The organism is Nocardia sp. NPDC059195 (assembly GCF_042754695.1).
Lineage (GTDB): Bacteria > Actinomycetota > Actinomycetes > Mycobacteriales > Mycobacteriaceae > Nocardia.
Genome location: NZ_JBHZBG010000003.1, coordinates 359800 through 382356 on the forward strand (window position 1 = coordinate 359800; position 22557 = coordinate 382356).

21 protein-coding genes are annotated in these 22557 nt (G+C 66.8%); 12 read left to right on the forward strand and 9 right to left on the reverse strand.

Translation table 11 applies throughout. From position 1 onward, the window contains the following. From ACFXKN_RS06495 to ACFXKN_RS06515, 5 genes are all read right to left on the reverse strand, one after another. A complete protein-coding gene (locus ACFXKN_RS06495) occupies window positions 1–879 on the reverse strand; it encodes an SDR family oxidoreductase (protein ID WP_379432569.1) in 879 nt (292 codons plus the stop codon). A gap of 13 nt (window positions 880–892) precedes the next feature. Then, window positions 893–1765, reverse strand: coding sequence for a MaoC/PaaZ C-terminal domain-containing protein (locus tag ACFXKN_RS06500; protein ID WP_379432570.1), 873 nt, complete (start codon window positions 1763–1765; stop codon window positions 893–895). Further along, a complete protein-coding gene (locus ACFXKN_RS06505) occupies window positions 1762–2202 on the reverse strand; it encodes an SRPBCC family protein (RefSeq protein WP_379432571.1) in 441 nt (146 codons plus the stop codon). Before ACFXKN_RS06505 ends, ACFXKN_RS06500 begins: the two co-directional genes overlap by 4 nt. A gap of 34 nt (window positions 2203–2236) precedes the next feature. Then, on the reverse strand, window positions 2237–3427 hold the full coding sequence (locus ACFXKN_RS06510; RefSeq protein ID WP_378950560.1) for a lipid-transfer protein: 1191 nt from the start codon (window positions 3425–3427) through the stop codon (window positions 2237–2239). A gap of 162 nt (window positions 3428–3589) precedes the next feature. Further along, window positions 3590–3748, reverse strand: coding sequence for a hypothetical protein (locus tag ACFXKN_RS06515; RefSeq protein ID WP_156677555.1), 159 nt, complete (start codon window positions 3746–3748; stop codon window positions 3590–3592). 429 nt (window positions 3749–4177) lie between these two features. Here ACFXKN_RS06515 and ACFXKN_RS06520 point away from each other — a divergent pair, with 429 nt between their 5' ends. Genes ACFXKN_RS06520 through ACFXKN_RS06530 form a run of 3 tightly spaced genes read left to right on the forward strand, consistent with a single transcriptional unit; the run spans window position 4178 to window position 7079 of the window. Then, window positions 4178–5425 carry a sensor histidine kinase gene (locus ACFXKN_RS06520; RefSeq protein ID WP_379432572.1) on the forward strand — a complete coding sequence of 416 codons (1248 nt, stop codon included), beginning with the start codon at window positions 4178–4180 and terminating at the stop codon, window positions 5423–5425. Next, entirely contained in the window at window positions 5425–5853 is a 429-nt protein-coding gene (locus ACFXKN_RS06525; RefSeq protein ID WP_378950567.1) for a roadblock/LC7 domain-containing protein, read from the forward strand. The genes ACFXKN_RS06520 and ACFXKN_RS06525 overlap by 1 nt, the downstream gene beginning before the upstream one ends. A gap of 2 nt (window positions 5854–5855) precedes the next feature. Next, window positions 5856–7079 (forward strand): cytochrome P450, encoded by a 1224-nt coding sequence (locus ACFXKN_RS06530; RefSeq protein ID WP_378950944.1) that lies wholly within the window; start codon window positions 5856–5858, stop codon window positions 7077–7079. Between the two features lie 45 nt (window positions 7080–7124). On the opposite strand, the gene ACFXKN_RS06535 is transcribed toward ACFXKN_RS06530, so the two are convergent. After that, window positions 7125–8327 carry a cytochrome P450 gene (locus ACFXKN_RS06535; protein ID WP_378950947.1) on the reverse strand — a complete coding sequence of 401 codons (1203 nt, stop codon included), beginning with the start codon at window positions 8325–8327 and terminating at the stop codon, window positions 7125–7127. 338 nt (window positions 8328–8665) lie between these two features. Here ACFXKN_RS06535 and ACFXKN_RS06540 point away from each other — a divergent pair, with 338 nt between their 5' ends. Beyond that, window positions 8666–9463, forward strand: a complete 798-nt coding sequence (locus ACFXKN_RS06540; RefSeq protein ID WP_378950571.1) for an SAM-dependent methyltransferase — start codon at window positions 8666–8668, stop codon at window positions 9461–9463. 199 nt (window positions 9464–9662) lie between these two features. Then, window positions 9663–10730: an alpha/beta hydrolase gene (locus ACFXKN_RS06545; protein ID WP_378950574.1), complete on the forward strand. Its 1068-nt coding sequence runs from the start codon at window positions 9663–9665 to the stop codon at window positions 10728–10730. Between the two features lie 28 nt (window positions 10731–10758). On the opposite strand, the gene ACFXKN_RS06550 is transcribed toward ACFXKN_RS06545, so the two are convergent. Further along, window positions 10759–11385 carry a TetR/AcrR family transcriptional regulator gene (locus ACFXKN_RS06550; protein ID WP_378950577.1) on the reverse strand — a complete coding sequence of 209 codons (627 nt, stop codon included), beginning with the start codon at window positions 11383–11385 and terminating at the stop codon, window positions 10759–10761. A 109-nt stretch (window positions 11386–11494) separates the two neighbouring features. Between ACFXKN_RS06550 and ACFXKN_RS06555 the strand changes: the two genes are divergently transcribed. Continuing rightward, window positions 11495–13417 (forward strand): acyl-CoA dehydrogenase family protein, encoded by a 1923-nt coding sequence (locus ACFXKN_RS06555; protein WP_379432573.1) that lies wholly within the window; start codon window positions 11495–11497, stop codon window positions 13415–13417. Window positions 13418–13464: 47 nt separating this feature from the next. Here ACFXKN_RS06555 and ACFXKN_RS06560 read toward each other — a convergent pair whose 3' ends face one another. Beyond that, entirely contained in the window at window positions 13465–14172 is a 708-nt protein-coding gene (locus ACFXKN_RS06560; RefSeq protein WP_378950583.1) for a TetR/AcrR family transcriptional regulator, read from the reverse strand. 224 nt (window positions 14173–14396) lie between these two features. Here ACFXKN_RS06560 and ACFXKN_RS06565 point away from each other — a divergent pair, with 224 nt between their 5' ends. The 6 genes from ACFXKN_RS06565 to ACFXKN_RS06590 all read left to right on the forward strand — a co-directional run bounded on the left by ACFXKN_RS06565 (window position 14397) and on the right by ACFXKN_RS06590 (window position 21713). Then, complete coding sequence (locus ACFXKN_RS06565; protein WP_379432574.1) at window positions 14397–15323, forward strand: alpha/beta fold hydrolase; 927 nt, start codon at window positions 14397–14399, stop codon at window positions 15321–15323. Window positions 15324–15344: 21 nt separating this feature from the next. Further along, window positions 15345–17120 (forward strand): amidohydrolase family protein, encoded by a 1776-nt coding sequence (locus tag ACFXKN_RS06570; RefSeq protein WP_379432648.1) that lies wholly within the window; start codon window positions 15345–15347, stop codon window positions 17118–17120. After that, complete coding sequence (locus ACFXKN_RS06575; protein WP_379432575.1) at window positions 17117–18016, forward strand: metal-dependent hydrolase; 900 nt, start codon at window positions 17117–17119, stop codon at window positions 18014–18016. Before ACFXKN_RS06570 ends, ACFXKN_RS06575 begins: the two co-directional genes overlap by 4 nt. Before the next feature lie 53 nt (window positions 18017–18069). After that, a complete protein-coding gene (locus ACFXKN_RS06580) occupies window positions 18070–19119 on the forward strand; it encodes a PDR/VanB family oxidoreductase (protein WP_379432649.1) in 1050 nt (349 codons plus the stop codon). Between the two features lie 128 nt (window positions 19120–19247). Next, complete coding sequence (locus ACFXKN_RS06585; RefSeq protein WP_379432576.1) at window positions 19248–20036, forward strand: GTP pyrophosphokinase family protein; 789 nt, start codon at window positions 19248–19250, stop codon at window positions 20034–20036. A 120-nt stretch (window positions 20037–20156) separates the two neighbouring features. Next, window positions 20157–21713: an FAD-binding protein gene (locus tag ACFXKN_RS06590; RefSeq protein WP_379432577.1), complete on the forward strand. Its 1557-nt coding sequence runs from the start codon at window positions 20157–20159 to the stop codon at window positions 21711–21713. A gap of 6 nt (window positions 21714–21719) precedes the next feature. Here the strand turns inward: ACFXKN_RS06590 and ACFXKN_RS06595 are convergent, their stop codons facing one another. Beyond that, entirely contained in the window at window positions 21720–22535 is an 816-nt protein-coding gene (locus ACFXKN_RS06595; RefSeq protein ID WP_379432578.1) for a cyclase family protein, read from the reverse strand. Window positions 22536–22557: the final 22 nt, after the last annotated feature.

The window sequence follows — 22557 nt, forward strand, 5'->3', positions numbered from 1 at the left end:
CTAGTTGGTCTCTTTCAGCTGGGCGGCCACCTCGTCGATGGTCCACGGGCCGTCGGTCTCGACGGTGCGCACGTCGTGCCAACCGGCCAGTTCGACGATCGCACCGCCCTGGACGGCGAACACCTTGCCGGTGAGCGCGCAATCGGCCGCGGCGAGGTGGGCGACCAGCGGGGAGATATTGGCGGGGGCGAACGCGTCGAACTCACCCTCGGGCACCTCGGCCGCGAACAGCGCGCCCATGCCGGGGGTGGCCAGGGTCAGGCGGGTGCGCGCGATCGGGGCGATCGCGTTGACGCGCACGCCGTACCGTTCGAGCTCGTCGGCGGCGACCAGCGTCAGCGCGGCGATGCCCGCCTTGGCCGCACCGTAGTTGCCCTGCCCGGCATTGGGCATGAACGTGCCGGAGGCCGAGGCGGTGTTGATCACCGAGGCCGATACCGGGGTACCGGCCTTGGACTGCGCCTTCCAGTACGCCGCGGCGTGATGCAGGGTGGCGGCGTGACCCTTGAGGTGCACCGCGATGACCGAATCCCACTGCGACTCGTCCATGCCCGCGATGAACGCGTCGCGCAGGATGCCCGCGTTGTTCACCACGATGTCGAGGGTGCCGTACTCGCCGATCGTCTGATCGACCAGCGCTTTCGCGCCGTCCCAGGTGGCGATGTTGTCAGTGTTGGCAACCGCGGTACCGCCTGCGGCGACGATCTCGTCGACCACCTGCTGGGCCGGGCCCGCGTCGGTGCCGGTGCCGTCGTTGGCGCCGCCGAGGTCATTGACCACGACCTTGGCGCCTTCGCGGGCGAACAGCAGCGCGTGTTCGCGGCCGATGCCGCGACCGGCACCGGTGATGACCGCGACGCGACCGTCAAGTTTTCCCATGAGTCTTACTCTCCTAGTTGATTTCGACGCGGCCGTCGGTGATCGCGATCTGGCCTGCGGCTTCGGTCTCGAAGGCGTAGGCCCGCACGGCGGGATCATCGGATTCGGTGGGCCAGAAGGTGGTGGTGATGTCCTGGCCGGGCAGCACCGGCTTGGCGAAACGCACGGCGAGCCTGCGCAGGCGCGCGGTGTCGCCGTCGGCGAGTTCGGTCAGCGCGGCCCACGAGGTGAACGCCATGGTGCACAGACCGTGGTTGATGATGCCGGGCAGCCCGGCCATGCGGGCGATCTCGTCGTCGAGGTGGATCGGCATCGGGTCACCCGAGGCCGGTGAGTAACGGAAGGTCTGGTCCTCGTCGATGTGGGCGGTGACCTTCGCGACCGGGTCGCCGGCGCGGTCCTCGTCGGTGATCCGGTGCGTGGGCGCGAGCTCCCCTGAACCGGGGCCGGCGTCGACCTTGCGGAAGAACGCGGTCATCCACTGCTCATTGACGAGTTCGCCTGCCGCATCACGAGTTTCGGCGTAGATCACCACGGTCGAACCGTTCGGGCGGCCCACATAGCCGATCGGCTTGGCCCGCACCACCAGTTCGTCGCCGGCCCGGATCGGCCGGTGGAACAGGAAGTCCTGCTCACCGTGGACCAGCTTCATCAGCAGCTCCACCGGGGCGACCGACAGCGCGGCGGGCGCCATCGACGTGAACACCGGCACCACCGCGAATACCGGCGGCGCGATCTCGCCCGACCGGTGCGCGGGGATCGGATCATTGGTCGCCGCGGCGTATTCCGCGATCCGCTCCGCCGTGACCGAGAACCGCTCTTCGTCGGTCCACTCCCCCAGGGCGGAGCCGTCGAAGACGACCCCGGCCGATTCCGAGGTGGTCATGCGGCCGAACCGACCAGCTCGGTGAACTTGTCCATCGACTCCTTCAGATCGGCTTCGGCGTGCTTGGCCACGGCCTTGCCGATCGGGCCGACGATCATCGCGCCCTTGAAGCTCGCGTCGAACGCGGCCGAGGAGCCGGTATCGGTGGCCTCCACCTTCAGCGCGAATTCGATGGTGACACCGGCCATTCCGGCACCGGTGATGCGCAGGAACGAGTTCGGGACGACCTCGGCGACGGTCCACTCGATCTTGTTGGCCATGTTCATCACCGACACGACCTCGGTGAAACGCGAGCCCGCGGTGAGCTCGGTGGGCAGATCGCCGCGCCAGCCCTGGTGGATGGTCAGCCATTCCTCCCAGTTGGCGAGATCGCTCAGACGGGCCCAGGCCAGCTCGGGGGCGACGGGCAGAGCGGTGGAAACGGAGACAGATGCCATGGGGTTACTCCTGGTGTGATTCGGTAGGGGAAGGTCAGCGGTTGGCGGGGCGGTAGGCGGTCACGACGACCGCCCCGCCGAGACCGATGTTGTGTTGCAGGGCGATTCGCGCGTCAGTGACCTGGCGAGCGTCGGCGTCGCCGCGCAGCTGCCAGGTGAGTTCGCTGCACTGGGCCAGACCGGTGGCCCCGAGGGGGTGTCCCTTGGAGATCAGGCCGCCCGACGGGTTGACGACCCACTGGCCGCCGAAGGTGGTGGCGTTGTCGTCGACGAGTCGACCGCCCTCGCCCGGCGCGCACAGGCCAAGCGCCTCATAGGTCAGCAGTTCGTTGGTGGAGAAGCAGTCGTGCAGTTCGATGACGTCGATGTCGTCGGGGCCGATCCCGGCCTGCTCGTAGACCTTCAGCGCGGCGGCGCGCGACATGGAGGAGCCGACCAGGTTGATCGCGGTCGGATCGGTGAAGGTGGACTGCAGGTCGGTGACCATCGACTGCCCGACGATCTCCACGGCCCGATCGGCCAGGTTGTGCCGGTCGACGAAGTCCTCACTCGCGAGGATCACCGCGCCCGAACCGTCCGAGGTCGGCGAGCACTGCAGCTTGGTGAGCGGGCCGTAGATCTGCTTGGCCTCGAGGACTTCTTCGAGGCTGTATTCCTTCTGGAACTGCGCGTACGGGTTGTTCACCGAGTGCTTGTGGTTCTTCACGCCGATCTTGGCGAACTGCTCGGCGGTGGTGCCGTAGAGCTCCATGTGCTCCTTGCCCGCGGCGCCGAACATGTACGGCGCGGGCGGCATGGCGAACTCCTGCAGTTCGGCCAGCGCCAGCAGGTGCTTCATCATCGGCTGCTCGCGGTCGTCGTAGGTCGAACCGAGCGAGCCCTTCTGCATCTTCTCGAAGCCCAATGCGAGCGTGCACTCGGCGAGCCCACCGCGAATCGCCTGTGCCGCGAGGTAGAGGGCGGTCGATCCGGTGGAACAGTTGTTGTTGACGTTGACCACCGGAATACCGGTGAGCCCCAGCTCGTAGACCGCGCGCTGGCCCGAGGTGGACTCGCCGTACACATAGCCGACGTAGGCCTGCTCGACCTGGTCGTAGTCGATTCCGGCATCGGCGAGCGCCTTGGTCCCCGCCTCGCGGGCCATGTCCGGATAGTCCCACTCCAGCGAACCCGGCTTCTCGAACTTCGTCATGCCGACGCCGACGACGAACACCTTCTGTGTCATGAACGCACTCCCGTGTGCCGTGTGTCCCGGATATCTGAGACACGGTGTCCATGTAACTTATGTTGGACACGGCGTCCAGGTCAATACCCCGGGGAATACAGCTCGAACACGACAAGGGCCGCACCGAGAACGGTGCGGCCCTTGTGGGTCGTGTTATCCAGGTCAGCTCTGTTGGCCGAACCGGCGGGGCTTCTTCGCGCCCATGATGTCGGTCCACCACGACTGCAGCGGGCTCGGTTCGGGCCAGTGGACGGTCGGGTCTTCTTCCTCGGGATCGGCGGGTGTCATGTCGGGCGGGTCGTCGTCGAGATCGCTGGTCATGCAGGTTCTTCCTCGGATCGATCGACGGCGCCGCAGCGGTGAGACGAGAGAAGGAACGAGAGCCGGTAACTCGAGGCCGAGTGCGGCGACGACGCGTTGGTCACCGCTGGTCACGGCTGACCTGTATGCGTTCAACCGTACACGGCGGGGGTAAACCGGCGGTATCAATTCACCGCCCTACACCACAATGCGAGTCACGTTCTGCAGCAACCCGTTTCGTGCACTCGTCGATTTGCACTGCTAACGTGTCCGCATCGCCGAAACGCCGGGCAGCGAGCCCGGACTCGAACCGAACTCACGCGCGCGGTGCCGAATTATGGTGCGGCGCAGATGTTGTGAGGGCGGGCGTCGGCGTGAAGTCTCGTCGGAGAGACCGGCGAGGACCCGGCCACCACGGCTCTTCGGTCGGTACAAACGACAAAGGAACCGATGACTCCGACGCTCGCGGTCTTCTTGTTCTCCATCGCAACACTGGTCCTGCTCGGCGCGGTCGCTGTCGCGCTGCAGGCCCTGCGCAACGAACGTCAGATCCGCGGCCGGCTGGCGGCGGCCGAGCGGGACCTCCATGCCAAAGACGCGGCGATGGAGCAGATGTCTCTCGCCCACGCCGACGAGCTGCGTGCGCGAGAACACGAGGCAGCACAGGCCGACCGGGCCGCCGGAGAACACACCACCGCGCTTGTCGAGGCAGCGCAGGAGGCCACCCGCGCCCAGGTCTCCGCCGACGCCCGGTCCGCCACCAGCAACGCGGTGCGCGCGTTCGGCACCACCGTGGTGAGCCTCGGTGCCGACGTCGGCCAGGTCGTGAGCAACGCGCTGCGGGAGAACCGCAACGACGAGGTCTACGCGACGCTCACCCGGATCGACCACACGGTCCAGCAGATGATCCGTCAGGCGCAGGCTTACGTCATCGTCTCGGGCGGGCTGCCCGGCAGGCGCTGGCCGCAACAGACCGTCGGCGACGTGGTGGGCGGCGCCACCGGCCGCGTGCGTGATTATCTGCGCGTACGCACGGGCAACTGCGAACTGGTGGTGATGAGCCGGGCGGTCGAACCGCTCGTGCACACGGTGGCGACCCTGCTCGACAACGCGCTGCGCTACTCGCCGCCGTCGTCGTTCGTCGACATCTCCTACCAGCAGGGCCACCACGGCGTCACCGTGATCATCGACGACGCGGGCGTGCGGATGAGCCGGGAGCAGATGGAGGAGGCGCGCCAGGTGCTCTCGGGCGAGCGTGTCGTCGACATCAACGCGCTCGGCCCGTCACCGCGGGTCGGGTTCCCCGGTGTCGCCGCGCTCGCGCGCCGCTACGGCTTCGCCGCCTATGTCGACGGACCCAATATCTACGGCGGCACCAGGGCGATGGTGTTCGTTCCCGCTGCCCTGCTCGTGACCGCCGCCGAAGTGCACCGACCCAAGCACGCCGAGGCACCGGAACCGGCAGCACCACAACCCGTTTCCGAGATCACCAGGCCTGCGCCCGAGCCGGACCCGGTCGAGCACGACCGGACCACCGGCGGGCTCCCCAAGCGCACACGCCGCGCCGTCGCCCCGGCCGACGAGCGCGTCGGCACCGCGGAGACGCTCGCCCGCCCCGAGCTCGCCGCGGCCTGGCACAGCGGATCCAGACACGGTCGCGCCGCGGCCGCGCGTTCGACGAAAGGGCACGACAGCTGATGAGTACTCCGATCGCCAACAGCACCAACCGCCTCGCGTGGCTGCTGGACGACCTGGCTCTCGACGGTGTCCGCTTCGCGGTGTTGTTATCCGAGGACGGCCTACGCGTGGCGCACTCCGGCGACATCGCCACCGATGACGCGGAGCGTTTCGCGGCCGCCGCGTGCGGGCTGCGCTCGCTGGGTAAGGTACTCGGCGAATTCTGCGGTGGACTCTCGAACACAGTGCGCCAGAACATGACCGAATACGACGAGGGCATGGTCCTGATCACGGCCGCGGGCGCGGGCACCCTGCTCGGCGTCGCCACGACCGGCGATGTGGACCTCGCGCTCATCGCCCATCGCATGAACGAGCTGGCCGCCAGGGTCGGCCACGAACTCGGCGCGTCGCCGAGGCACCGATCGTCGACTCAGGAGTACACGCTGTGACACTGGATGTTTCGCCGGACTCGCGTAGCGGCCAGGACCGGGTACCGCTGTACTCGCCGGAATTCGCCGCCGACCCGCAGAGCACCTACCGCGCCATGCGGCACCGCTTCGGTTCGCTGGTGCCGGTCGACCTGGTGCCCGGGGTTCCGGCCACCCTCGTGATCGGCTATCGCACCGCGGTACAGATTCTCAACGATCCCGACCATTTCCCCGCCGACCCGAAGATGTGGCAGCGCGACATCCCCGCCGACTGCCCGGTGCTGCCGATGATGCGCTACCGCCCCAACGCGATTCGCACCGCAGGCGCGGAGCATACGCGCCACCGGCAGGTCACCGTCGCGGGCCTGGCGGGTGTCGACCTGTACCAGCTGCACCGCACCGTCGAGCAGATCGCGATGCCGGTGATCAACTCCTTCTGCGCCGACGGCAGCGCGGATCTGCTGAGCCAGTACGCCTTTCCCGTCATCTTCGCCACCATCAACGCGATGCTCGGTGTGCCCGCCGATATCGGCGGGCACATCGCGACCGGCATGGGGCAGATGTTCGAGGGCGGCGACACCGCGGCCAGTGGCACGCAGATGATGGAGGACGCGCTCTACGACCTGGTGCGGCTCAAGCAGAGCGAACCCGGCGACGATGTGACGACCCGGTTGGTGCAGCATCCGCAGCGGCTCACCGACGAAGAGCTGATGAACCAGGTGCTCACGATGTACGGCGCGGGGATCGAGCCGATGCTCAACCTGATTCTCAATACGGTGCGGCTGATGCTCACCGATCAGCGTTTCGCGGGCAGCCTGCTCGGCGGCAGCCTGTCCACGCGCGACGCCCTCGACGAGGTGCTCTACACCGACCCACCGATGGCCAACTTCTGCACCACCTATCCTCGTCAGCCGATCCTGGTCGACGACGTGTGGCTGCCCGCGCATCAGCCGGTCGTCATCAGCATGGCCGCGTGCAACAACGATCCCGCGATCGGGACCGGCGATTTCCTCGACAACCGCGCGCACCTGGCGTGGAGCACCGGCCCGCACGGCTGCCCGGCGAAGTCCCCGGCCTACCTGATCGCTCAGGAGGCCATCGACCAGCTCCTCGACGCGTTGCCGGAACTGGAGCTGGCGGTCCCCGCGGACGAATTGGTCTGGCGGCCAGGGCCTTTCCACCGGGCGCTGGCCGGGCTGCCGGTGGTGTTCCCCAGTATGGCCCCGCTGGTGGTGCCCGGTATCTGAGCCCTTGCTCGGCCGACCGACTCGGTCGGCCGAGCAAGTTCGGTGCTATGCGCCGTGTACGTAAGCCGGCAGGTGGCGGTGACCGTTGGAGATGAAGCTGGGCACCGTGCCGAGTTCGGTCACGGGAGCGGCCAGCCTCAGGTCGGCGAACCGTTCGAACAGCGCAGGCAGCGACACCAGCGCCTCGAGGCGGGCCAGCGGCGCACCGAGGCAGTGGTGTGCCCCGTAGCCGAAAGCCATGTGCGACTGCTTCTCCCGCGTGGGATCGAACTCATCGGCGGTCTCGCCGTGCAGCTTCGGGTCACGACCGGCACCGGCGTAGCTCGCCAGAATCGGCTCGCCCTTGGCAATCTGCACGCCGTCGATGTCGATGTCGTCCACCGCGAAACGCAACGGCAGGTGCGCGACCGGCGATTCGAATCGCAGCGTCTCCTCGATCAGATCGGGCCAGGTGATCGTGCCCGCGCGCACGCCCGCGAGCACATCGGGCCGGGTGAGCAGCGCGGTGATGGCCTGGTCGAGCAGATTCACGGTGGTCTCGTGACCTGCCGAGATCACCAGAAGCAGCGTGCCGACGAGCTCTTCCTCGGTGAGCTGGCCCTCGTCCTCATCGCGCTGGACGATCAGCAGGCTCGTGATGTCGTCGCCGGGCTGTTCGCGCCGCAGGGCCACCAGTTCACCGAGGATCCGGTACATCTCCATGTAGTTTGCCTGCGACTGCTCCGGGGTGAGCGTGGTGTCGAAGATGCCGTCGACGCACGTGCGCAGGCCGGGGTTCAGCGATTCCGGTACCCCCATCAGCTCCGAGATCACCTGGATCGGCAACGGATACGCGAACTGCTCACGCAGGTCGACCACCTGGCCTGCCGGGGTCTGCGCCAGTGCGTCGAGCAGTTCGGTGGTGATGCGCTCGACCCGTTCGCGCATGGCCTCGGTGCGCCGCGCGGTGAAGGCGGGCGCCACCAGCTTGCGCAGCCTGCGGTGATCGGGGCCGTAGGCGGTGAACATATTCGGCGCCGCGACCCACAGGTACAGAGGCCAATCCGCGGGAATCTCACCGGCGACGAACGCGGGCCAGTGCTGGCCGGCATCCTTGGAGACCCGGGGATCGACGAGCAGTTTCTCCAGCAGCGCGGCATCGGTGATCGACCATGCGGCCACCCCGCCCGGCAACTCGACCCTGGTGGCGGGACCGTGCGCCCTGATCTCGACGATCTCACCCTGAATGTCTTGCCCAGTCGGGTCCATTACGACCCGATTCGTCACCGTCTCCACTGTGAAACCTCTCGATCACCCGGTGCCCCGTGGACCCCGGTTCTCCGCGATCGCAACGAAACATCTTGCTGGACTAGACCTTACGGTCCGTTAGCGATGCTACCGGCCGAACGTGTTCGTCGCAGTGAACACTTGGAATGTCGACAGCACCGCGAAGTCCGCTTTTCCACCGCTGTCAGCCGGGATATCCATCGCGTCCAGCTGTCGCCGCGGCGGGAATCTTGTACTGTCGCAAACAGATCAGATGCTATGTCGCTGGTGGTTCTCCCTGCGCGGGCGCACCACTGTCAAGTTACAGAGGAGCAAGGCTGATGGCCGACGTGCAGACCCCGATGATCAGGACCGATATCCCCCATTCGGCACGGATCTGGAACTACTGGATGGGCGGTAAGGACCACTACGAGATCGACAAAATCGCGGGCGACGCCGGGCTGGCGGTCGACCCCGACATCTCCACCATGGCCGTGCAGTCGCGGCAGTTCCTGATCAGGGCCGTGCGCTTCCTGGCGAAGGAACGCGGCATCCGCCAGTTCCTCGACATCGGCACCGGGCTGCCGACGATGCAGAACACCCACGAGGTCGCCCAGGGTGTCACCCCGGACGCCCGCGTGGTGTACGTGGACAACGACCCGCTGGTCCTCACCCACGCGCGCGCACTGCTGACCAGCACCACCGACGAAGGCGTCACCACCTATATCGACGCCGACTTCCACAACCCCGAACAGATCGTGGCCGACGCACGCAACGTGCTGAACTTCAACGAGCCGATCGCCGTGATGTTCATGGGCGTTCTCGGACATGCCAAGACCTACGACGACCTGCTGCGCATTGTGCGCACCGTCGTCGGCGAGGTGCCATCGGGCAGCCACCTGATCATGTGGGACGGCACCGACGACAGCCAGGCCTACGTCACCCTGTGCGAGAACTACACCGGCACGGGCGGTACACCGTACGTCCCGCGTCCGCAGGCCCAGATCCGCGGCGTCTTCGACGGTCTGGAGCTCGTCGAGCCGGGTGTCGTCTCGATTACCCAGTGGCGCCCCGAAGCCACCCAGGTCGGCGAGGTCCGCCCGATCTCGGCCTATGGCGCGGTCGCCCGCAAACCTTGACCCACGCGGTAGCGGTCGCCGCTGCCGTCGACATGACCGATACGCCCCGTTCGATATGTGCTCGAACGGGGCGTCGACGTTGCACCGGCCTGAGCAGTGGTTTACCTGCGGATTCGGACGACTCCGCGAGACCAGATAAGGTGATACGGGGAGTTACAGATAGTTTTCTCCTGCCGTCGCGACGTATCCGGAGAATTACATGGGCCCCCTGGCTGCTGCACTGCGTAACGCGGTCGCACTCTTCAGTGACGGTGTCGAGCCGTACGCGCCGACACCGTCGGACATCGTCTACGACGAACCACACCGCAAGCTGCTGCGCTACCGACGCGCCACCCCGGCCACGGGCGATCCCGTACTGCTCGTGCCACCGCTGGCAGTGACGATTTCCTGCTACGACATGCGCCCGAGCCAGAGCCTGGTGCGATTCCTGCTCGACCTGGGGCGCGAGGTCTACGTACTCGACTACGGCGAGATCACTTACGCGGACCGCGATCTCGGCTTCGAGGAGTGGGTCGACGACATCGTGCCGACGGCGATCGGCGCGGTCAGCGCGGACAACGAACACCGCACCGTCGACCTGATCGGCTGGTCGTTCGGTGGCACCATCAGCGTGCTCACCGCCGCGGGGCACGCCGATCTACCGATCGGGTCGGTCACCGCGGTGGGTACCCCGTTCGATCAGCGCCGCAACGGTCAGATCTCGATGGCCCGCAGGTTCGGACAGCTCACCGGCGGCCGCGAGGTCACCCTGCCGGTGCGCATCGCCGGTGGCGTGCCGAAGTACGGGGTGCGGGCCGGTTTTCGCATCCAGTCGATCGATCGCGAACTCACCAAGCCCTGGTACATCGCCCGCAATATCGCCGACACCGAAGCACTGGCTCGCATGCAATCGGTGGATCGGTTCATGGACACCATGCCCGGCTACCCGGGCCGGTTCTATCGCCAGGCCTACCGGCAACTGATCATCCGCAACGAAATGTTCAAGGGCACAGTGCATTTGGGTCCGAATCGGGCGATCGATCTGACCGCGCTCACCGCGCCGACGCAGCTGATCGGCGGCACCAAGGACGCCTTGGCCTCGTCGGCGTCCGTCGCGGCGGGCGTCGGTGTGCTCACCGGCGCGTCGGAGGTTCGCTTCGCCGAGGTCCCGGGAAGCCACCTCGGCATCATCGCGGGGCCCGCCGCCCGCGACACCACATGGGCGACGATCGCGGACTTCCTCGACAGCGTGGCATTGTCGACCCGAACACCCTCGCGCACCCGCTGACCGGGACGCATCGCCTACAGCGCGGGCATCACGCGCCGCGCATGGCGCGATAGACGGCCGAGCCGACGAAGGCCCCGAGATCATCGGGATTCCACTGGTCCCGGTGGGCGAACAGGGTACGGACCGCACTTTCGGCGGCCGACACCCACAACTCCACCAGTGCGGGCAATTTGCGCTCGGCGTCGTCGATGCCCCACGCCTGCAAGGTCGGACGCAGCAACGCCGTGCAGCGCTCGACGGCAAGGCGCCGACCACGACCGAAGGAGCCGACGACCGCCGGGTCGGGGTTGCCGTAGATCAGGCGCCAGGCGTCGGGACGATCGGCTGCCTTATGGAGCAGCGTGCGGAAACCCTCGACGAAGACCGTCTCGTCGGCGTTGGTCGCACGCGGCGGCAGCACGTCGAGCACACCGGAGATCAGGAAGCTCTCCTCGCGCTGGATCAGCGCGTCGATCAACTCGACCCGATCCGGGAAGCAGGCGTACACCACCGGGCGGGTGACCTTCATGTAGTCCGCGACCGCGCCCATCGTGACCGCGGCGACCCCGTCGTCGGCGGCGATGGCCAGTGCCGCGTCGAGCACCTGCGGTCTGCGCCGCTCGGGGCCGAGGTGCGCGGCCCGCCCTCGCCGCTGCACTGCCATCTCGCTACCCATGAGCCCACAATAGCAACCCATCCGGCGTTCCTACATAGCTGTACGAAAATGCTACAGTGGCGAATGAAGCGTCCGACCGTGCTGGACGCCCCCCGCAGGAGGAGCGACGATGCCCCAGGATTTCTTCAACCCGAACACCGCCGACTTCGCGCAGTTCGATCCGGAGACGCGCAGGCTGTTGCGCGCGACGGTCGACTGGTTCGAGACGCGCGGCAAAACCCAGCTACTCGATGACGATCGGTCCCGCGTCTGGCCGTCGGACTTCCTCGACTTCGTCAAGCGCGAGCGCCTGTTCGCCACCTTCCTCACCCCCGCGGCCGAGGCCGACGGCGACCCGAACAAGCGCTGGGACACCTCGCGCAACGCCATGCTGAGCCAGATCTTCGGCTTCTACGGCATGACCTACTGGTACATCTGGCAGGTCACCATCCTGGGTCTGGGCCCGATCTGGCAGAGCGCCAACTCCGCGGCCAAGAAGAAGGCCGCCGCGCAACTCGACTCCGGTGAGATCTTCGCGTTCGGACTCTCGGAGAAGGAGCACGGCGCCGACGTGTACTCCACCGACATGATCGTCGATCCGCAGCCCGACGGTGGTTACACCGCGACCGGCGGCAAGCACTACATCGGTAACGGCAACCTGGCCTCGATGGTCTCGGTATTCGGCCGTCGTTCGGACAAGCCGATCATCGACAGCGCCGCGGCGCTGCGGGGCAAGCCGACGCAGGAGGATTACGAGGGGTATCTCTTCTTCGTCGCCGACTCCCAGCACGACGCGTACAAGCTGCGCAAGAACGTCGTCAACAGCCAGATCTATGTCGCGGCTTTCGATCTGGAGAACTACCCCGTCGCCGAGGAGGACATCCTCCACCGTGGCGAGGACGCGTTCCACGCGGCCATGAACACGGTCAACGTGGGCAAGTTCAACCTCGGCTTCGGCGCGGTCGGCGCCTGTGAGCACACCTTCTACGAGGCGATCAACCACGCTGAGAACCGGATCCTGTTCGGGCACAGGGTCACCGAGTTCCCGCAGGTCCGGGCGCTGATCACCGATTCCTACGCGCGCATCGCCGCGATGAAGCTCTACAGCGCCCGCGCGGTGGACTACATGCGGTCGGCATCGCCGGATGATCGTCGCTACCTGCTGTTCAACGCCATCGAGAAGATGTCGGTGACCCGCCAGGGACAGCGCGTGATCGAGGACCTCGCCGACGTGATCGCCGCGCGCGGGTTCGAGAACGACATGTACTTCCCGGTCGCGGTGATGGCCATGTTCGGCCTCCCGCGACTCGAGGGCACCGTCCACGTCAACATGGCGCTGTCGCTGAAGTTCATGGCCAACTACATGTTCCACCCCGCCGATGCCGGCCTTGCCGCGATGCAGTCGCTGCCGGGCGCCTCGGTGGCTTCCAAGGGCACCACCCGCGCGGTCGCCGGTGCGCTGAGCTGGTCGAGCCGCAAGATCACCCCGCGCCTCGGCGCGGTCGTGAAACCGCTGCGTGCCGAATTCGCCAGTGCCGCTTACGCTCCGGTGCCATCGCGGCACGACACCGCCGACGACGAGTTCCTGTTCCGGCAGGGCCCGAGCAGTGGTCTGGGCCGGATTCGCTTCGCGGACTGGCGCCCGGTCTTCGAGAGCTTCAGCGACGTTCCGAACGTGGCGGTATTCCTCGAGCAGGTCCTCGCGCTACAGGCATTGCTCGCGGTCGCCGCACCGACGTCGTCGCAGCAGCAGGACGTGGACTTCCTGTTCGCGTTCGGTGAGCTGTTCACCGCGGTGCCCTACGCGCAGCTGGTGCTGGAGCAGGCGCGCATCGACGGCACCGACCGGGAAGTGATCGACCAGATCTTCGACGCCTTCGTGCGCACGTTCTCCGCGAACGCGCTCAACCTGCACAACAAGCCGACCGCCACCCCCACCCAGCAGCGCCGGGCCCTCGACCTGGTTCGTCGCCCCGTGTTCGACAACGCTCGTTTCGAGCGTGTCCTCGGCAAGGCGCGCGCGCTGGCCGGGACGTACGAGATGAAGGTCTGACCCAGCGCCGACGGTTGCCTCCGTGGATGCAGCGGAGGCAACCGAGGTCAGTCGAGCGGCGGCGCTGTTTCGGTGATGGTGGCCAAGGTCGCTGCCACCGACATATCGGGCTCGATGACGACGCCCTTCTCTCGAAGAAAGCCGTCGAACAGTTGGACGACGGCATTGGTCGTCCGATCGACGAACAGTGCCGTCGGTTCCGGCAGCGGGACGGGATCGGTGTCGAGCCACAGGTCGGTGACGGCCATGACGAAACCGACGATGCCGCGCAGCAGATGATCGATACCGTCGGTATCGAGTGCGACCGAGGACAGCACACTGCGGCTGCGCTCGGCCAGATCGTGCGAGAGGCGCCGACCGATGTCCAATGGCCGAGCAGACGGGTCGGCGCTCGACACACTCTGGGTGAGGACGAGGAACCGGAACACATCGGGGTGCTCGGCGATAACCCCGGCGTAGGCAGTGAGGAACCGATGGATCGTGGCCCGTGGCGGCTGCATGATCAGCGAAAGATCCGGCGCGACGGCGGCGTAGATCTGCGCGACGAGCCAATCCGAGACCGCGCCGTCGAGTTCGGACTTGTCGGCGAACATGCGGTACAGACGCGGTTTGGCGACACCCATCTCCCGAGCGAGCGCTTCCATGCTCACCTGGGGTCCATCGCGGTCGATGCACCGCACCGCACCCGCGATGACTTGGTCGCGGGTGAGCAACCGTACGGGCGACCGGCGAACCGGTCTAGACGATGTAGTCACTGTTCTCCCTGATCCGCCCTTCGCGTACGGCCAGGATAGCGGCGTTCGGCGATGGATCGGCCACCGTATCGCGGCGGACTCAGCGGCCTTGTTGACAGCGGCCTTCCAGATCCTCAAGCCAGATCCTCAAGATATTTCCGGTACCACGCGTACCAGAAAATGGTACCGACGGTACTATTGATTGTGCACGGAGCAACGTAGCCCCGTGCCGGAAGGAGTCCCGTATGACGCGCGAAACCGGTCACGACCATCCCGTGGCAGCGTCATCCAGAACACATCGGGTGCGCAACGGCGACATCTCGCTCGCTGTCTACGAGTTCGGCCCCGAGGACGGCATTCCGGTCGTCCTCGTCCATGGTTGGCCCGACACCCACCACCTCTGGGACGGCGTCGTTCCGCTGTTGTCGGACAAATATCGGGTGATCTCCTACGACACCCGCGGTTATGGCGAGTCCAGCGCGCCGACCCAGGTCTCGGCCTATCAGCTGAGCAAACTCGCGACCGACTTCTTCGCCGTGGTGGAGGCCGTCAGCCCCACCGAACCCGTGCACGTCGTAGCCCATGACTGGGGCTCGGTCCAGATCTGGGAAGCGGTGTGCGAGCCCGGTGCGGACCAGTACGTCGCGTCGTTCACCTCGATCTCGGGCCCGAACCTGGACCACCTGGCCACCTGGATGCGTCGTGGTGTGCTGTCGGGCTCCCCGCGCGGGATCTTGGGCACGCTCAGCCAGTGCCTGTCCTCGGCCTACACCGTCTTCTTCATGCTGCCGATCCTGCCTGGCCTGTTCTTCCGGCTCGTCGGCACCGAGAAGATCTGGAAGTTGTTCCTTCGCGTGGTCGAGGGCACGTCGGCTGATCAGATCTCGCTGGCGCCGACGCTGAAAAAGGACATGATCTCGGGGCTGCGCTTCTACAAGGCCAACATCATCGCCCGCATGTTCGGGCCGCGGGAACGCCGCACCACCGTGCCGGTGCAGTTGCTGGTCAACACCCGCGACATCGCCGTGCGCCCCGCCGGCTACGACGACACCGCGCAGTGGGCCGAGCAGGTCGTTCGTCACGACCTGCCGCGCGGGCACTGGTTGCCCTACGCCGACCCCGCCGCGATCGCCGAATACGCCGACGCGTTCATCCAGGCCCAGCCCAAGTAGCGACGAATGAGAGACCAGCCAATGCTCGACTTCGACATCGTCATTACCGGCGGTCGCTGGTTCGACGGCACCGGAGCCCCCTCCGCGCAGCGCACGATCGGTATCCGCGACGGCATCGTCGCGGCCGTATCCGCGGACGCGCTGCCGATCGGCGCCGACACCGAGGTGATCGACGCCGCGGGCAAGTGGGTACTGCCCGGTTTCGTCGATGTGCACACCCACTACGACGCCGAGATGCTGATCAAGCCGGAGCTGTCGGAGTCGCTGCGCCACGGCGTCACCACGGTGGTCGTCGGCAACTGCTCGCTGTCGACGGTGCTGTCGTCCAACGCCGACTGCGCGGATCTGTTCAGCCGCGTCGAAGCCGTGCCGCGCGATGCGGTGCACGATGCCCTGGACGAGCACCGCACCTGGTCGGATCCGGGCGAGTACGCGAAGGCATTGGACTCGCTGCCGCTTGGCCCCAATGTCGCCGCGTTCCTCGGCCACTCCGACCTGCGCACGCATGTGCTCGGGCTCGGCCGCGCGGTCACCCGCGACACCAAACCCACCGCTGCCGAGCTCGAGCAGATGACCACCCTGCTCGAATCCGCGGTCGACGCGGGCTTCCTCGGGCTGTCGTCGATGACGAACAAACTCGACAAGATCGACGGCGACGAATACCGGTCGCGGTCGCTGCCGTCGACCTATACCCGTGGCAAAGAGGTGCGCGCGCTCAACAAGGTGCTGCGCAAACGGGGCCGGGTTCTGCAGAGCGCCCCGACGGTCAGCCTGAATCCCAATATCGCCAAGTTCTTCTTCGCCAGTGCGGGCATCGGACGGCCCGAGCTGCGCACCACGCTGCTGTCGGCGGCCGACTCCAAGGCTTACCCGCCGCTGGTGTGGTTCATGCTCTACGCCGCACCGCTGCTGAATCGGTTCGCCCGCACCAACTTCCGGTGGCAGCACCTGCCCGTGCCGTTCACCGTCTACGCCGACGGCATCGACCTGGTGGTATTCGAGGAGTTCGGTGCCGGTGCCGCGGCCCTGCATCTGAAGGATCAGGTCGAACGCAACGAGCTGCTCCAGAGCGAGCCGTACCGTCGCTGGTTCCGCAAGCAGTACGACAACAAGTTCACCCCGCGCATCTGGCACCGCGATTTCTTCGACGCCGAGATCATCGCCTGCCCCGATGAATCAGTGGTCGGCAAGTCGATCGGGCAGGTCGGCAAGGACCGTGGCCTGCACCCGGTCGACGCCTACCTCGACATGGTGGTCGAATACGGTTCCGCGCTGCGCTGGCGCACCACGATCGCCAACGATCGCCCCCGCTACCTGAACAAGCTCGCCGCCAGCCCCGGCGTGCAGATGGGGTTCGGCGACGCGGGTGCGCACCTGCGCAATATGTCGTTCTACAACTTCCCGCTGCGCCTGCTCGAAAGGGTGTTGCGCGCACAGGAATCCGGCAAGCCGTTCCTGAGCACCGAACGTGCCGTCCACCGGCTCACCGGCGAGCTCGCCGACTGGTATCAGATCGACGCCGGTCACCTGCGTCAGGGCGACCGGGCCGACCTGGTCGTGATCGACCCCGCCGGGCTCGACGACGAGGTGCACCAGCTCCATGAGGCTCCACTGCCCGAGTTCGGGCTCGACCGCATGGTCAACCGCAACGACCGCGCTGTCGTCGCGACCGTCGTCAACGGCCGCCGTGTCTTCGGCGCCGGCGAAGTAACGCCCGGCATCGGCGCGGACTGGGGAACCGGAAGGTTCCTGCGCGCCGGCCACGACAACTCCGCTCTCGTACAGGAGACCCGATGAAACTCTCGTTCCGTCGCGTGCCCAGGACCGTGCGCGCACCTGATGTCGCCCTGCAGGCTCGCAATGTGAAGTTCGACTGGACCTCGGCACCACTGCACTGGATGCCGTGCGAGCCGATCGCCTCGCACGTGGTGAACTCGCTGAACCTGCTGCTGCCCGAGGGCGAGCGGATGTTCTGCGCCACCTACCGCGACGCGCTGCCCTACGTGCGCGACGCCAAGGTGCGCGAGGCCATGCTCGGGTTCATCGGCCAGGAGTCGATGCATGCCGAAACCCATGCCAAGGTGCTCGACCAGGTTTTCACCGCCCACCACATCGACACCGCGCCGTATACCCGCCAGATGGAGTACGTCTTCCGCAACTCACTCGGCGCGCGCGAGGGCAGCCCGCAAGCGGCGCAGACCCGCTTGGTCGAACGGTTGACGTTCATCGCCAGCCTCGAGCACTTCTTCGCCTGGCTCGGCGACTGGATTCTCAACGCCGACTTGGAATCTCATGGTGCCGAGCCCCGCGTGCTCGACCTGTTCCGCTGGCACGGCGCCGAGGAGGTCGAACACCGCAGTGTCGCCCACGATGTCGCGATCTACTTCGGAGCCGGGTACTTGCGGCGTGCGGGGATGATGCTGATCGTCATCCCGATCCTGCTCAGTTTGCTCGTGCGCGGCACCAAATTCCTGGTCAATCAGGATCCCGAACTGCCCACCATGGGCTATCCCAGGCTGATCTGGAAGATCTTCGGGGCGATGTGGCGTGGGGCGCTGCCAGGTATTCCGGCGCTGATGATCAGTGCCGGATCCACGTTCAACCCGCGCTACGATCCGGCGTCGGTCGGGTCGACCGAACAGGCGATCGCCTATCTCGCCAAGTCACCTGCGGCCAGGGCGGCGGCACAGTGACCGTATATCCCGCGCCCACCGTGATCCCGCCGGACCTTTACGGCAAGCACGATATGGATCCGACCACCAGGGCGATCGACGCCGTGGCCAACCTGCGCATCCGCTGGTCGACTTTGATCAACCGCCGTCCCATCCTCACCAGAACCGACGACGCTCGCTTCCCGGTGGTCGTCACCGACCGACTGCTGGTGGCCGAGGATCAGGCCGTCATCAATCTGGGGCTGCGCGCCCCCGATGGTGCTCAGATGCCACGGTGGACGCCGGGCGCGCATATCGACATCGAGCTCCCGTCCGGCCGCCTACGCCAATATTCGCTGTGCGGCGATCCCGCCGAGACCGGGGAGTACCGCATCGCGGTGCGCCGCATCCCGCACGGCGGCGGCGGGTCGATCGAGGTTCATGACGAGCTCCCGGTCGGCACCGCAGTGGTGATCCGCGGGCCACGCAACGCGTTCCCGTTCGCGCCGCCCGGACGTGGCTCGTCGGCGAAACGCCTGCATTTCGTCGCCGGTGGCATCGGCATCACCCCGATTCTGGCGATGGCCCGTGCCGCCGACCGGCTCGGCATCGCCTGGAGTCTGGTCTACTGCGGGCGCAGCCGCGACACCCTGCCGTTCCTCGACGAGCTCGCCGTACTCTCCGGACACGTCGTGGTCCGGACCGACGACGAGCACGGAACACCGAGTGCCACAGATCTTCTCGACGGTGTCGACCACGACACCGCGATCTATAGCTGTGGACCGACGCCGATGACAGCCGCTCTGGTCGCCGCCGTGCGCAATATGCCGGGCATCGAGTTCCACTCCGAAAGGTTCTCCCCCGCGCCTGTTGTCGACGGGACCGCGTTCGAGGTGGAGTTGGCCAGCACCGGCGAGGTCGTCCCCGTCGCCGCCGACCAGACCATGCTCGACGCACTGCTGACGGTGCGCCCCGACCAGCCCTACTCGTGTCGCCAGGGCTTCTGCCGCACCTGCGTGGTCCGCGTCGTGGACGGCATACCCGACCATCGCGACGGCGCGCTGACCCCCGACGAACACGACGCAGGGGTCACGCTGGCGTGCGTCTCGCGCTGCGCGGGAAAACGCCTCGTCCTCGACCTCTGAGCAGGCCGAGCGCTGGGACCGCGCGCTGCCGGTGCCCGCCGTCAGGCACCGCACGTGTGAGACGTGCCACCGTGATGCCGCACGCACTGGTCGAGGTGTTCGCCCGAAGAACGGCACAATGGAGATCGATGAAACCTTGGCAGCGCGATCCCAGCACCGGTGACAGCCCGCTCGGCAACGGCGAAGGCGTCGGCTTCGACGACCTGCGGGTGCTGCGCGAGCAGTTCGTCGACTTCATGCTCGGTTACAAGTTCGCGATCGACGAGGTGACGACCAAGATCAACATCTTGCGTGAGGACTTCAACAACACCCACGAGTACAACCCGATCGAGCACGTGGGGTCGCGGCTCAAGTCGCCCGAAAGCGTCCTCGAGAAGGTCCGTCGCAAGAATTACGCGATGAATCTGGCCGCCATCAGAGACAACGTGCTCGATATCGCCGGGGTCAGGGTGGTGTGCAGCTTCATCTCCGATATCGGCACGATCAGGGACATGCTGGCCGGTCAGGAAGACATCACGGTCCTCGAGGAGCGCGACTACATCACCCACCGCAAGCCGAACGGCTACCAGAGCATGCACCTGATCGTGTCGATCCCGGTGTTCCGCTCCGACCGCACCGAACGGATTCCGGTCGAGATCCAGATCCGCACGATCGCGATGGACTTCTGGGCCAGCCTCGAACACAAGATCTACTACAAATACCGCGGCGAGGTGCCCCCGAACCTGCGCACCGACCTCGCCCAGGCAGCCGAGGTCGCCACCCAGCTCGACGAGAAGATGGAAGCCCTACACCGCCAGGTCGACCGCAGCGCACGCCCGAAGAAACCGACCACGGACGCGCTGGACCTCAGCATCTTGTACAACAACCTCACCGCCGGGCACCCCGTCTACCTCCGTCCCACCGATCCGCCGACCTGAGCGGTCGATATCGAACTCACAACCGCTGCGACCCCGCCGCATTTCGGGCGTCCGCCGCCTCGGGGATTCCGCTAGTGTCCGAGCTGATTCATCTCGAACACGTGGCGCGGAAGGAATCCGATGTCGCTCTCACGTCGAAAGTTGATCACCGCGGCCGCGGTCGGTGGCACAGTGGCCGCGCTCGGAATGCCCGCGGGGCGCGCTGAGGAGCGGGTGCTCGGTGCGGGCGAGTTCCGGTCGCTGGTCTCGCGCGGGTACAACCGGCGATTCGTCGCCCAACCGGCGAAGATCTATGTGCCGACCAGCGCCGAGGAGGTGCGCAGCGCGGTCGCCAGGGCGGTGGGTGCGGGCGCGGGGATCGCGGCACGCTCGGGCGGACACTGCTTCGACAATTTCGTCGACAACGAGCAGACGCGGTCGATCATCGACCTCGGCCGGCTGAACGCGGTGCGCTGGGACGAGCGCCACCGTGCGTTCTCGGTGGACGCCGGTGCCGACATCGGCACCGTCTACCACGCACTGCACCGCTGGGGCGTCACGGTGCCGGGTGGGATCTGCCTCGGCGTCGGGATGGGCGGTCATGTCTGCGGTGGTGGCTATGGTCCGTTGTCACGGCGGTACGGGCTCGTCGCCGATCATCTGGCCGGGGTGGAAGTCGTCACCGTCGATGCCGATGGCACCGCGAAAGTCGTGGTCGCGACCAAGGACGGCCCCGACCACGAGTTGTGGTGGGCGCATACCGGTGGTGGGGGCGGCAATTTCGGTGTGGTGACCCGGTTCCTGCTCCGCTCGCCCGAATCCGACGGCTCCGACCCGGCGCACGCGCTGCCGAAACCGCCGGGCAGCATGCTGAGCGCGCGACTGATCCTGCCCATCACGACCGAGGATTCGTTCGTCCGATTACTCGGGAACTACCTCGGGTTCTTCGAACGCCACAGTGCGCCCGGTAATGAATTCGCCGGTCTCTACGCGCCGCTGATGATCAGGACGACCGGCACCGGCGCGGCCGACATGCTGATCCTGTTCGATACCGAAACACCCGACGCGCGAACCCGTTTCGACGAATTCGTCGATACGGTGAGCGACGGCGTGTTCCCGCCGGGAATACTCACCCCGGTCACCGGGCTGTCCTACCCGGACACCCTGGACCAGGTGTATTACGCCAAGGGCGTGAACACGACACGGGTCAAAGTGAAAGCCGCCTATCTACGCAAGGCGTACTCCCCCGAACAACTCCGCATCTTCTATCGCTACCTCACCGATCTCCGCTTCCTCGGCGAATCCCAGCTCGAATTCCTGCCGTTCGGCGGCGCGATCAATGCCGTCACCGCCGACGCGACGGCGATGCCCGCGCGGGATTCGTTCATGAAGATGATGATCCACGCATCGTGGCGATTGCCCTTCGACGACGAGCGGTATCTGCGCTGGGCGCGCTCGATGTATCGCGATGTCCATGCCGACACCGGCGGTGTTCCGGTGCCGAACGAGGTCTACGGCGGCAGTTACATCAACTATCCGGACCCGGATCTGGCCGATCCCGCGTGGAACACCTCCGGCCTTCCGTGGCATGCCTTCTATTACGGCGACAATTACCGGCGACTGCTTCGCGTCAAGGCGGCCGCGGATCCGAGAAATGTTTTCCAGCACCGGCTTTCGATCGGCCGACCGGACTGGTGATGCCGGTCAGGTGAGCGCGAGCACCCGGCACGGTCCGCCCGTACCGCCTGCGTGTTTCGGTGCGCCGACGACGACTGTCGCGCCCGTCGGCGGTACCGCGGCGAGGTTGGCGAGCATCTCCACGCCGTAGCGCCCCGCACCGAGAAGGGCTGTGTGCGCACCATATTCGGGATCGGCACCACAATCCAGGCTCAGCGTATCGACACCGGCGCCGATGATCCCGCACTGCGCGACAAGGTAGTGCGCGGCTTCGGCGGAGAAACCCGGCGCGTGCGGCATTCCTCGCTCGTCGAGATTGAGGAAGGTCGACGGTTGGGCGATGCGACGTTCCCACCCGGAATACATCGCGACAAAAGCCCGTTCCGGGATGTCCCCGTGCTGCGACCGCCAGCTGTCGATATCAGCGACGGTCACCACCGCGTCGGCGTCGACCGCGGCCTTGGCACTGATATCGATGACGACGAGCGGCGCGACGAGGTCGTCGACGACAAGAGCCTCGGTCGTGGTGGCGCCGGGAATCCGATGGGCGGGCGCGTCGATATGGGTTCCGGTGTGCTCCCAGTACCCGAGCGCGTACTGCCCGAACCCACCCGAGGCGTGCCAGGCCACCGGGACCATGACCATCGGCGGATTGCCCGGCCACACCGGTAATTGCGGCGTCAGCGTGTGGGTGAGGTCGACGACGCCGGAACGCGGCGCGGCGACGGCGGGCGCGGGCGCCACCGCGGCCAGCGCGGTGAGCCCCGCGAGGCCGAGCGCGGCCCGCCGACTCGGCTGTGGCGCACTCTCATGGGCGAGACGAACGATCTCGGGCGAGCACATCGGACTCAAGATAGCCCAGCGA